The sequence below is a fragment of the Burkholderia sp. SCN-KJ genome (assembly GCF_024656005.1).
GTDB lineage: Bacteria > Pseudomonadota > Gammaproteobacteria > Burkholderiales > Burkholderiaceae > Burkholderia.
The window spans coordinates 191,653-203,460 of record NZ_JANKOG010000010.1 but is presented as its reverse complement, the minus strand read 5'-3'; the positions used below and the strand labels follow the sequence as shown (position 1 = coordinate 203,460).

Here is an 11,808-nt window from a genome sequence, read left to right as displayed (position 1 = left end):
GATGGAAATCCTGGACAGAAACGAGTGTTGGAGTTTGGGAGCGCGTTTGCCGATGTGAACGCGAGGCCGGCCGTGAAACACGGCGCATCGCTCGCACTGCATCGAGTTGCGCGGAGCTCGGGCGTGCCGACTTCGGCTGGAGCGAATTGTCTTCGGCTAACACGTCGATGCGATGAAGATGCCGATTATCGTGTAGGGCGGGTGACCCATATACCGCACGGATCATTGCTGCCATGACGAATCGCCTCACCTCCCTCCCCAATAGCCAGACACTCGACTGGAGCGTTGGCGCGAGCCCGGACGGGACCCCGTCGCGTACCGCACGGGTATCCCAGCCCCGTCTGCAGGAAGCATTGAGCGGTCAGCCGGCGGCCGCGCCCGGTATTCTCGGCGGTCTGCAAGCGATTGCCCGACGTGTCGTGCCGGCCGCCCAGCCGAAGCAGGAAATCAGCCAGCCCGCGCTCGACAGGATGAAACGGCTCGAGTCGATTCAGCATCGGGTTTCGGAACTCGTGCCGTATCGTCCCAACAACGTTCCGAGCATCGTGGCGTCGGACGGGGAGGCGTTCCATCGCCATGAGATGCGCCTGACCTCAGGCAACAGGCCTGCGCAGTATTCCGCGGAATCGGCGCGCGAAACCGTGCGCTGGGGAACCGGGGTTTGCACGGACGTCAACAACGCTTTGTTCAGAGTGCTGGCAGCGGACAATACCAGTCAGGCTCGAGCGGCGATGCGGGAACGCGCAGCCGGCCGCTCGACCCGCTGGATGGAACGCTATCCGGTGATATTTGCCACGAATGATGATCCGCACGGCTTCGTTCTGGTCGGCGATCCGCGAGACCCACGTCAGGCCTCGGACGTGCTGGTCGGCGATATCTGGGAGGCACTGCCGATCGTAAAATCCTGGGCGAACACGGAATACAGGACGCGCCCATATCAAGTCAAGATGCAGGCTGTCGCAGGTGCAAGCGCATTCCAGGATTTACCGCTGGAGGCGCTATCCGACCTCGCTCGTCAGAGGGTCGCCAGCGACGAGGTTGATGCGCATCTTCGCGGACAGAACCGACCGATCGTCGGCCCGGCCCTTCTTCGCAACGTGTACGACATATGCCGTCAACATGGCATCAGTTTGTTCGACTGCGTCACAACGGCCGAGAAGCCGTCCACGCATTATCAAAGCGCATCGACCGGGGAGGTCTTTACGCCGTCCGTCGCGCTTCACGACTACCAGGACTATCGGGCCGCGCTGAGCAAACCGGCAGCTTACGCTTCATTCAAGATCTTCTCTCAGACTACGTCCTGATCCAGGCCGAAAAACCGCGAATCGACAGGATTCCTGCCGATTGCATCTGGCTTGAACGCCATGACGATGCGCTTCGCGCGCGATTCGCGCGGGCCGCGGGCTCATCGCGCGATCACTCACGCCCCGCGTTCGAGCGGCCTCATGCTGACCGACGCTCTCGGCCGACCGGACCGTCTCCATCCTGAATTGGTTCGTGTATTGCCGACGGCATGTTGCCGGGTATCGACGTCGATTCGTTTCGCGGCGAATCGCTTCGCGCGCACGACCAGGATCCGGCATCGACATGACATGATGGACTTCGTATAGGTACGCGATCGCGCTTGCGTCGCCGATGCGTATGTCTGCCACCCGGACTGCTGAAACAGTCGACGACGTACACGCCACGCCGCACTCAGCTACGGCGCGGGTTTCAGCTCCGTTTCAAGTAATGTCTACGAGGAGGTGCACGTCAATGGTCACTTTGGTCAATGGAAACATCAACACGGGTCCCGGCCTTTTCGATCCCGCAGCCAGCGGTCTGCAGCCGGGGATGTCGCCGGACATCGGGCATGTCGACGATCTGATGAAGCAGGTGGCGATGTCGATGATCAAGGAGGCGTTGACCCAGTTGCAGGGCGCCATGGGCGGCGGGACGGCTGCCTCGCCGTTCTCCTCCGGAAACATGCCGACGACGGGCAATATGCCGCCCCTCGGGAACCCGCTGACGACGGGCGGCACGCTGTCCCTTGAAAGCATGCCAATGACGACCGAAACGCCGCCCCTCGCGGACCCGCTGACGACGGGCACTTCGTCGTCCACCGCGAGCACACCGTCGACGAGCACGACGGCGTCCACCTCGAGCACACCGTCGACGGGCAACAGCGACCTCGAGAACGCGATGCAGCAGACGGCGGACAAGGATCCGACGCTGTACGCGAAGACGATGAAGGACGCGAAGAGCGGAAACGGCAACGAGCTCGTCAAGGACGTGTTGCAGGCTTACAAGGAAGGCGCCATCACCAAGGATCAAGCGATCGCCGAAGTCTCGGGCGCGCAGCGCCTCGCGAACGAACACGGTGGCGGAAAGATCAACAAGCAGGTGAAGGCCGAGGCCCAGGAGGTACTGGGCGGCAGTTACATCAAGGGCGGCGACACGCGCGCCTGGCATCAGTTCAAGAAGGTGGCCGAGAGCTTCACGCCGATCGGGGCCATCGCAAAGGGTATCGAGGACAAGACGGCCAAGAAGAAGCCCGAAGACATGCTCGAGGCCGGTCAGGCCGTGACCCAGCGGAAAACGCAACAGGCGATGCAGCACATGGAGGAGGCCGATCCGGAACTGGCGGCGAAATTCCGGGAGGATGCGGCAAAACACGACGGCAACGCGATGGTCGAAGACATGATCCAGTTGAAGAACGCGGAGAAAAGCGGCGCGGTGCCGAACACGTTCACTGATCAGGACGCGCAGATACTCGGTAGCCAGGTCGGCGATTATGGTGCCGGCAAGGTGAACACGCACGAGGAGCAGGCATTCACGGAGGCGTTCGGCGCGGATACCCTGTATCGCGGCTCGACACGCGGGGCGAAGGCGTTTGAAAAGGTCGAGGACATGGCCGGCAACATGATGCAGTCGCTCGTGGCGCCCGTGACCGATACGGTCGGCGGCTTCAACGCTCTCGCTCATGGCGATGTCAAAGGGGCGCTCAAGCTGTTCGGCGAAGCGGCTGGCGCTGCCTTGACCGATCTGGCGACGATCGCCGCGCCCGAACTCAGGATTGCCGCCGAGGGTTTGAGCGTGGCGGGGCGCGCCACGCAAAGCGTCGCCGACGCGACACTGAGCAGCATCCGTACGATCGGCAAGGTCGACGATGTGAACGACGGGGTGAACTTCGTGACAGGTAACCAAAACGGCAACAACAATGTCGCCTGAACGCGATATTCGGGGGGCGCACGGCGTTGACGCGCCCGCCCGGATTTTGACGGCCGCAGTACCCAGCCATAGGTGATATTCACAACGCGATAGATCAACACTGTCCGTACATTATTTAATGGAAACACAAAGTGCCAATTTCCAAGGTTTCGAACAGCACGCCGAGTCAGTACAGCGACCTTCGCGAGAATGCGACTTCCAATGCCCGCGCAAACGCAGCCCCGAATGACGGAAGTCCGAAAAGTCATCCTCAGTTGAGCGGGCTACCCGCGTCACCGCGCCGGTCCCACACAGTTGCGCAGGTGCAGGATTTTGCCGCAAGCGTCTTTGCGGCAACGATCGGCAACTCTCCGAAGGTTGTCGGTGCCATAAGCACGAATTCGGCACTAAGACAATTGAGGTCGCAGCCAGCCACCTCGGCGTCGATGACGACTCTATCGGCATACGAGCACCAACTTGCGAACAGCCAGGGGCCTTCGACGCTTCAGGACAAGATTGCCGCAGCGGCAGGCTACGCGCGAAACGGCGCCGCACATGTCGCAGCCACGAATGCCGCTCTCGGCGCCGGCGGCCTCCAGGGCGTTCACTCTGCCGGGTATCTCGACGATTTGTTGGAGAACGTTGGCGGCCCCCACTCGTAAGAGCGCCAGGATAGCCGTGCCGCCCGGTTGAAATGTCGAGCCGCAATCGGTACGTATCGCTCCGGTCTACGGAAAGCAGTGCGCCGCGCGCTCGGCGTTACGTAACATCGAAGCATTCGTAGCACGAATGTAACGATGCCAGCGCCGCTCATGGGCATGAAACGCATCGATCGCGATCGCGGGCAGGCGCTTGTCCGGGCCCGCGGGCCCGCGGGCGCCGGCACGGCGGCGGGAATGCCCGTTCGCTCGCGCCAATGGCATGGAAAATGCTGTTTTTTCCTCCGGTCCTCAATCGAACCTTCCATCGCCCGGACCGCGAGGAGACCACCATGTATCGCACCCGCATTGTCACGTCCGCGGCGTTGCTCGCCGCCGCAGGCGTGCTGGCCGCCTGCGGCGGCAACGACGTCGCCGCGCCGTCGAGCGCCGCCGCGAGCACCAGTGGCGCAACCATCGCCGGCGACGCGCCCGGCAGCAACACGCCGGACGGAGGCTGGGGCACCAGCGGCGCCCCCGGCACGCGTGGCGTCGTGAGTACCGCCGGCGCGCTCGCGGTCGGCGTCGGCTCGACCGTCAGCGCGGCGTCGTTGCCGGTCCTTGGCAACGCCGTGACGCGCAGCGCAGGCGACACGATCTCGAGCGTCAGCACGATTTCGCGCGCCGCGACCGATGCGCTCAGCGACGGGCTCGGCAGGATCGGCTCGACGTCCGATCCGGTCGGCACGACGGTTGCCGGCCTCGGCGACGTGGTCGGCGCAACGGCGAATCCGGTCGCGGGCCTCGCGCAGACCGTCCGCGCGCTCGGCTCGGGGCCGCTGGCGCCGCTCGCGCCGGTGACCACCCCTGTCGGCGCAGCGCTCGACACCGTGGCCGGCGGCCTCGGCACGGCGGGCAAGACGGTCGGCGCGACGCTGGCATCGGGCGCCGTGCAACAGGTCACGCAGCCGCTCAGCTCGGCCGTCACGCCGCTCGTCATCACGGCCGGCCAGGCGACGCAGCAGATCGGCGCGACCACGGGCCTCGGGCAGCCGGTGGCCGGCCTGCTCGGGCAGGTCGGCGGCGTGCTGGCGACGACCGGGGCGCGGATGGGCTCCGTTTCGTCGCAACCGGCGGTCGGGGCGGTGGGCGAAGTCGTCGGCGCGCTCGGCAATACCGTCACGAACGCAGGTGGACTCGTGAACGCCAACGGCCCGAACGGCGTCGCGCCGATTCCCGGCCTGATCGTGAGTCTCGCGGGCGCTTCCATCACCACCGTGCAGAACGGTCCGTCGAACGGCGCGGCGAGCCCGCTTGCTCCGGTGACCACTCTCGTGTCGACGGTCACCGGCGTGGTCGGTAGTGGCGCGGGCGGCGCCGGTGCCGCGGCGAATCCGCTCGCGCCCGTTACGTCGTTGCTCGGCGGTGTGACGGGCGGCGTCGGGAAATAGCGGCGTACCGCGCGGCGAGCGGCCGGACGATGCGCGGCTCGCCGCTGCGGGAACGCGCGCCGCATCGCCTTCGCCGAGCCACGCCGTCGACGATGCGCGACGCGCGACGCGCCGACGCGGCCGTCACCTGCAGCGCCGACGCGCGGCATCGCGTGCAGCCGAGCGATCGCGCCTACTTGGCTGCCGCGATCGCTTTCGCGCGAATCAAGCGCGCACGCAGCACATTGCGGCTGATGCCGAGCAGGCGCGCGGCCTGGATCTGGTTGCGGTGACTGAAGTCGAACGCGACCCGCATCACGGTGTCCTCGATCTGCTCGAACAGGTTCTCGTGCGCCTCGTCGAACAGCGCGCACAGCGCCAGCTCGAGCGCTTCCTGGGCCGGCACCCGGCTCGTCGCGTCCCGCGCGGCCGTGACCGGCACGCACGACGACGCCAGGTTCAGGTCGGTGTCCTGCAGTGCATCGTGGCGGCTCACCAGCAGCGCGTGATGCATCACGTTCTCCAGTTCGCGGATATTGCCGGGCCACGAATGCGCTTCGAGCCGGCGCGCCGCGCGCGGGTCGATACTGCGCGGCCCGTGGCCGAGGCGGCCGCGGTATGCGTCGAAGAAGTGGCGCGCGAGCGGCAGGATGTCGCCGGGCCGTTCGCGCAGCGACGGCACGTCGAGCCGCACGACGTTGAGCCGGTAGAACAGGTCGCCGCGAAACCGTCCGTCCGCCACCGCCTGCTGCAGGTCGACGTTGGTCGCGGCCACCACGCGCACGTCGATCGGGATGCCCGTGCGCGAGCCGAGCCGCACGACCTCGCGCTCCTGCAAGACACGCAGCAGCTTGACCTGCATCGACAGCGGCAGGTCGCCGATCTCGTCGAGAAACAGCGTGCCGCCGTTCGCGGCCTCGAACCAGCCCGGCTTCGTGCCGGCCGCGCCCGTGAATGCACCTTTCTCGTGACCGAACAGTTCGCTGTCGACGAGCGTGTCGGAGAGCGCGCCGCAGTTCACGGCGACGAACGGCCCGCCGCCGCGATGGCTGACATCGTGCACGTGGCGCGCGATCAGCTCCTTGCCGGTGCCGGTTTCGCCGACGATCAGCACGTTCGCGTCGCTCGGCGCGACGCGCCGCACGCGCTCGAGCAGCGCGAGCGAACGTGGATCGACGAAGACGTGCGCGCGTGGGCGGGTCGGCGCGTGGTGGGCCGGGAGGGCGGAAACGGGCGCGCTATGCGATTCGTCCGGCTGCGCGGTGACGACACGAAGATTGACCGGACGTGGCGTGGCAAACAGGGAAGTCATGGCGATGAAGGCGTGAGTCGATCGAACGGGCCGGACCCGCGCCGGCGGGCGCCGCGGTCCGGTTGCTGCCCGGTCAGCAGAGTGTTCAGTGTTTTGCGCCGCACGGGAAACATCGATTTCTGATAACGAAAGCGGGATTGCTGCGCAGGATGCAACGGCGCGGGAACGTGCTGCCGTGACAGCGGATTCGACGGTATCGCGCTCGACGCGATGCGCGCGGCGCGTCGCAATCGGACGGCTGGAGCGCGCGACGCTGCTGATTGAGCAGCAGCGCATCAGCACAGCTGTTTCCGCAGGTTCATCGCCGTGCGGAATATCGATGTGACGTGACTTCCGGAACGCTTGCCGCGGCAGGCCATATGGCTGCGGAAGCCATGCCAGGCGGGCGCTCGAACAATATCTCGTCATGCAGAGGATCGACGCGATCGCGCTCGCTTCTATAATGGCACGCTCCTTGCAAACCCGACACGGTATCGGCGCGGCAACGCGCAGCTCGACAACGGGAACGCATGGCATGAGCAACACCCTCAACGTCGTCGCCATCTCGGGCGGCCTGCAGCGGCCGTCACGCACGCTGGTGCTGACGAACGCGATCGTCAGCGCGCTCGGCGATGCGTTGCCGATCGACGCACGGTCGATCGAACTCGGCGAAATCGGCAGCCGGCTGGCCGGCGCGCTGAAGCGCGCGCAGGTACCGCCCGATCTCGACGCGCTGATCCGCGCGATCGAGACGGCCGATGCGCTCGTCGTCGCGAGCCCCGTGTATCGCGCGTCGTACACCGGCCTCTTCAAGCACCTGTTCGACCTCGTGCATCACGAGTCGCTGGTCGATGTGCCGGTGCTGCTCGCGGCCACCGGCGGCAGCGAGCGGCATGCGCTCGTGATCGACCATCAGCTGCGGCCGCTCTTCAGCTTCTTCCAGGCGCGCACGCTGCCGATCGGCGTGTACGCGGCCGAAAGCGATTTCGACCGCTACGAGATCGCGAACCCTGCGCTGCGCGCACGCATCGCGCTCGCGGTCGAGCGCGCGGTGCCGCAGCTGCGTCCGCGCGCGCTTGCCGCCGCGGCCGCTTAGCCCGTCTCTCGTTTTCCCCTTCGTTCAGGACTTCTCATGAGCATTCAAGAACCTTCGGCCGACGGCGTCAAATTTGCATACTGGGTGCCGAACGTCAGCGGCGGCCTCGTCGTCAGTACGATCGAGCAGCGTACCGACTGGAGCCTCGAATACAACCAGAAACTCGCGCGCACGGCCGAGGCGGCCGGCTTCGACTACGCGTTGAGCCAGATCCGCTTCACGGCCGGCTACGGCGCCGAATACCAGCACGAGTCGGTCTCGTTCAGCCAGGCGCTGCTGCACGCGACGACGAAGCTCAAGGTGCTCGCGGCGATCCTGCCGGGGCCGTGGCATCCGGCCGTGGTCGCGAAGCAGCTTGCTACGATCGACCACATCTCGAACGGTCGCATTGCGATCAACGTGGTGAGCGGCTGGTTCAAGGGCGAATTCACCGCGATCGGCGAGCCGTGGCTCGAGCACGACGAACGCTATCGGCGCTCGAAGGAATTCATCCAGGCGCTCAAGGGCATCTGGACGCAGGACAATTTCACGTTCAAGGGCGACTTCTACCGCTTCAACGACTACACGCTGAGCCCGAAGCCCGTGCAGAAACCGCACCCGGAGATCTTCCAGGGCGGCAGCTCGCGCGCGGCGCGCGACAACGCGGCCAGCGTGTCGGACTGGTACTTCACGAACGGCAATACGCCGGAGAACCTGAAGGCGCAGATCGACGACATCCGCGCGAAGGCCGCCGCGAACGACCATCGCGTGCGGATCGGCGTCAACGCGTTCGTGATCGCGCGCGACACCGAGGAAGAAGCGAAGGCCGTGCTCGACGACATCATCCGGCACGCGCATGTCGAGGCGGTGAATGCGTTCGGCGATGCGGTGAAGGAGGCCGGCAAGGCGTCGCCGGAAGGCGAGGGCAACTGGGCGAAATCCACGTTCGAGGATCTCGTGCAGTACAACGACGGCTTCCGCACGAACCTGATCGGCACGCCGCAGCAGATCGCCGAGCGGATCGTCGCGCTGAAGGCGATCGGCGTCGATCTCGTGCTCGCCGGGTTCCTGCATTTCATCGAGGAAGTCGAGTACTTCGGCAAGCGCGTGCTGCCGCTCGTGCGCGAACTGGAAGCGCAGCGGCAGGCGGTTGCCGCGTGATACGCGGCGCCTGCGCGCTGAAGCGCTGAGGCGCTGAGACAGGGCGCGCACCGGGCGGGCGAACGGTCGGCCTGCGATGAGCATCGCAGGTGAGGTGCCCGACGCTTCGCCTATCGGAACAGGCGGTCGACGGATGCCTGCGCGGCGCCGTCGATCCATGACGATTCTTGCCGGAAATTCCATGTCCACGGAAATCATCGAAGAAAACACACGACCGCAAGCAGACGCTGTGCCGGTTCCCGTCATCGGCTCCGATGCCGAGGCGCTCGACGTCGCGCATCGGGTCGCGGCGCGACTCGCCGAACATGCGGCGTTGCGCGATCGCGAACGGAAGCTGCCGTACGACGAAATCGAGCTGTTCTCGTCGAGCGGACTGTGGGGGATCACCGTGCCGCGCGAATACGGCGGCGCGGAAGTGTCGAACGTCACGCTCGCGGAAGTGATTGCGATCGTCTCGCAGGCGGACCCGTCGATCGGGCAGATTCCGCAGAATCACTACTGCCTGATCGAGGATATTCGTCTCGAAGGCAACGATGCGCAAAAACGCTTCTTCTTCGATCTCGTACTGAAGGGCGCACGCTACGGCAATGCGTTTTCGGAAGCGGGCGGCAAGAACGTGCTCGACATCCGGACCCGCGTGCGCCGCGACGGCGACGGATTCGTGCTGAACGGCCGCAAGTTCTACTCGACCGGTACGCTGTTCGCGCACTGGATTCCGGTGCTGGCCCTCGACGAGGCGGACCAGGCGGTACTTGCATTCGTGCGGCAGGGCGCGCCGGGGCTGACCGTGGTCGACGACTGGAGCGGCTTCGGCCAGCGCACCACCGCGAGTGGCACCGTGATCGCCGAGAACGTGCGCGTGAGCGCGTTCGAGATCTTCCACACGCAGCGTTCGTACGATCGCCCGACCTTCGCGGGCCCGTTCGCGCAGATCACGACGGCCGCGATCGATCTCGGCATCGCGCGCGCCGCGCTGCAGGACACGATCGCATTCGTGCAGCAGCATGCGCGGCCCTGGATCGACAGCGGCGTCGAACGCGCGAGCGAGGACCCGCTGACGATCGCGCAGATCGGCGACATCGCGTACCGCGTGCATGCGGCCGAAGCGCTGCTCGCGCGCGCGGGGCGCTTCGTCGACGTCGCGAAGCGCGAGCCGAACGAGGACACGGTCGCGCAGGCCGCGATCGCCGTCGGCGAGGCGAAGATCGCGACGACCGAGGTATCGCTGCTCGCGGCGAGCAAGCTGTTCGAACTGGGCGGCAGCAAGTCGACGCTCGCGAAATACAACTTCGACCGCCACTGGCGCAACGCGCGCGTGCATACGCTGCACGATCCCGTGCGCTGGAAATACCACGCGGTCGGCAACTACTACCTCAACGGCGTGAAGCCCGCGCGCCATTCGTGGAACTGACGAACCCGCGCCGGCGTCGTCGCCGCGACGTGGTTCCGATGCGCGCCGCGGCGCGCATTTTCGTACGGGCGCACGCAGCGGCCCGCGTCGAGGCCATGCCACGGACGCGGCACACGCCGCGCCGCCCCAATCATGACAAGGTGAATCGATGAGTCATCCAGCCACACCCGCGCAGGCGCTGCCCGCGCCGGGCGCCGCGCCGCAGGCAGGCGGCCTGCGGCGCAATTACCTGAGCCTGCCCGAGCTGATCGCGCAGTCGATCGGCCTCGTCGGCGTGTCGGGCGGGATCGGCGTGCTGATTCCCGCCGTGTTCGCGACGGCCGGCAACGGCACCTGGCTCGCGTACCTGTTCGCGATCGTCGCGCTGCTGTTCTCGTCGTGGAGCATCGCGGTGTTCGCGCGCGATTCGGCGTCGCCGGGCGCGCTGTATGCATACGTGTCGGCCGGCATCGGGCCGACCTGGGGCGCCATCTGCGGCTGGTCGCTGCTGATCGCCTATGCGGTGGCCGCGGCGGGCATCCTGCAGGGCACGATCAACACGTTTCTCGTGCTCGGCCGCGAAACGGGGCTGCTCGGCGCCGCGACGCCGCTCGGCACGGTGCTCGGTCTCACGGTCGTCACCGCGTTTGCCGCGTGGTACATCGCGTTCCGCGACATCCGGCTGTCCACGCGCTTCACGCTGTTCGTCGAGCTCGCGACGCTGCTGCTGATCGCCGCCGTCGTGATCGGAACGATCGCATTCGGCGGTCATCCCGTCGATCGCGCGCAGCTCACGCTCGAAGGCGTGAAGCCGACGCAGCTGCAGCTCGGGATGGTACTGGCGTTCTTCAGCTTCACCGGGTTCGAGAGCGCGACCGTGCTCGGTGCCGAGGCGCGCGACCCGTTCCGCGCGATTCCGCGTGCGGTGCTGATCAGCGTGGTCGGGCCGGCGCTGCTGTTCGTGGTCGGCGCGTACGGGATGGTCGGCGCGTTCCACGGGCAGACGCCGCCGCTCGATCGCGTCGACGGGCCGCTCGCGGTGCTCGCGCACCGGCTGGGCGCCGGGTGGGTCGGGGTGCTGATCGACGCCGGGGTGGCGCTCAGCTTCTTCGCGGCATTCTTCTCGTCGATCAACGCGGCGGCGCGCATCGTCTATACGTTCGGGCGGCAGGGCGTGCTGCATGCGTCGACCGGGCGCGCGCACGAGACGAACGCGACGCCGCACGTCGCGGTCGCGCTGATCGCGGTGCTCGCGCTGGCGACGGCGCTGGTGCTGACCGCACGCGGCACGGCGCTGCTCGATTCGTACGGCTATCTCAGCTCGATCGCCACCTACGGCTGGCTGCTCGCCTACGTGCTGGTCGCGATCGGCGCGCCGCTCTATCTGCGTCGGCAACGCAGGCTTCGCGCGCGGCACGTCGCGATCAGCGTCGTCGCGGTCGTGCTGCTCGCGATTCCGCTCGCCGGCAGCGTGTATCCGGTGCCGGACGGCGTCTATGCATGGCTGCCTTACGTGTTCGTCGCGTTGCTGGCGGTCGGGCTCGCGTGGTTCGTGGTGCTGCGCGTGCGGTTTCCGGAGCGGCTGCGCGACCTGGAGGCCGAATTGCTGACGAAGTGAATGCGCGGCGGCGCGA

Annotated in this window: 8 protein-coding genes; 7 read left to right on the top strand and 1 reads right to left on the bottom strand. The window is 66.7% G+C overall.

Translation table 11 applies throughout. The features are described from left to right. Positions 1 to 233: 233 nt before the first annotated feature. The 3 genes from NQV17_RS18750 to NQV17_RS18740 all read left to right on the top strand — a co-directional run bounded on the left by NQV17_RS18750 (position 234) and on the right by NQV17_RS18740 (position 5,278). Positions 234 to 1,304 (top strand): hypothetical protein, encoded by a 1,071-nt coding sequence (locus tag NQV17_RS18750; RefSeq protein ID WP_257773399.1) that lies wholly within the window; start codon positions 234 to 236, stop codon positions 1,302 to 1,304. 451 nt (positions 1,305 to 1,755) lie between these two features. Then, positions 1,756 to 3,210 carry a hypothetical protein gene (locus NQV17_RS18745; RefSeq protein ID WP_257773398.1) on the top strand — a complete coding sequence of 485 codons (1,455 nt, stop codon included), beginning with the start codon at positions 1,756 to 1,758 and terminating at the stop codon, positions 3,208 to 3,210. Positions 3,211 to 4,180: 970 nt separating this feature from the next. After that, positions 4,181 to 5,278, top strand: coding sequence for a collagen-like triple helix repeat-containing protein (locus NQV17_RS18740; protein WP_308236591.1), 1,098 nt, complete (start codon positions 4,181 to 4,183; stop codon positions 5,276 to 5,278). 172 nt (positions 5,279 to 5,450) lie between these two features. Here NQV17_RS18740 and NQV17_RS18735 read toward each other — a convergent pair whose 3' ends face one another. Continuing rightward, complete coding sequence (locus NQV17_RS18735; protein WP_257773397.1) at positions 5,451 to 6,569, bottom strand: sigma-54-dependent Fis family transcriptional regulator; 1,119 nt, start codon at positions 6,567 to 6,569, stop codon at positions 5,451 to 5,453. Positions 6,570 to 7,083: 514 nt separating this feature from the next. Between NQV17_RS18735 and msuE the strand changes: the two genes are divergently transcribed. From msuE to NQV17_RS18715, 4 genes are all read left to right on the top strand, one after another. Further along, positions 7,084 to 7,644, top strand: coding sequence for an FMN reductase (msuE, locus tag NQV17_RS18730; RefSeq protein WP_257773396.1), 561 nt, complete (start codon positions 7,084 to 7,086; stop codon positions 7,642 to 7,644). Positions 7,645 to 7,680: 36 nt separating this feature from the next. Then, complete coding sequence (sfnG, locus tag NQV17_RS18725) at positions 7,681 to 8,784, top strand: dimethylsulfone monooxygenase SfnG (protein ID WP_257773395.1); 1,104 nt, start codon at positions 7,681 to 7,683, stop codon at positions 8,782 to 8,784. A 181-nt stretch (positions 8,785 to 8,965) separates the two neighbouring features. Then, on the top strand, positions 8,966 to 10,195 hold the full coding sequence (locus NQV17_RS18720; protein WP_257773394.1) for an SfnB family sulfur acquisition oxidoreductase: 1,230 nt from the start codon (positions 8,966 to 8,968) through the stop codon (positions 10,193 to 10,195). A 148-nt stretch (positions 10,196 to 10,343) separates the two neighbouring features. Next, positions 10,344 to 11,792: an APC family permease gene (locus NQV17_RS18715; RefSeq protein ID WP_257773393.1), complete on the top strand. Its 1,449-nt coding sequence runs from the start codon at positions 10,344 to 10,346 to the stop codon at positions 11,790 to 11,792. The last annotated feature ends 16 nt before the right edge of the window (positions 11,793 to 11,808 follow it).

What these genes read in the sequence shown, in the direction of transcription:
- NQV17_RS18740 (WP_308236591.1), top strand. Translation starts at nt 4,181, where the DNA reads ATGTATCGCACCCGCATTGTCACGTCCGCGGCGTTGCTCGCCGCCGCA.
- NQV17_RS18720 (WP_257773394.1), top strand. Translation starts at nt 8,966, where the DNA reads ATGTCCACGGAAATCATCGAAGAAAACACACGACCGCAAGCAGACGCT.
- NQV17_RS18750 (WP_257773399.1), top strand. Translation starts at nt 234, where the DNA reads ATGACGAATCGCCTCACCTCCCTCCCCAATAGCCAGACACTCGACTGG.
- NQV17_RS18735 (WP_257773397.1), bottom strand. Translation starts at nt 6,569, where the DNA reads ATGACTTCCCTGTTTGCCACGCCACGTCCGGTCAATCTTCGTGTCGTC.
- NQV17_RS18715 (WP_257773393.1), top strand. Translation starts at nt 10,344, where the DNA reads ATGAGTCATCCAGCCACACCCGCGCAGGCGCTGCCCGCGCCGGGCGCC.
- msuE (WP_257773396.1), top strand. Translation starts at nt 7,084, where the DNA reads ATGAGCAACACCCTCAACGTCGTCGCCATCTCGGGCGGCCTGCAGCGG.
- NQV17_RS18745 (WP_257773398.1), top strand. Translation starts at nt 1,756, where the DNA reads ATGGTCACTTTGGTCAATGGAAACATCAACACGGGTCCCGGCCTTTTC.
- sfnG (WP_257773395.1), top strand. Translation starts at nt 7,681, where the DNA reads ATGAGCATTCAAGAACCTTCGGCCGACGGCGTCAAATTTGCATACTGG.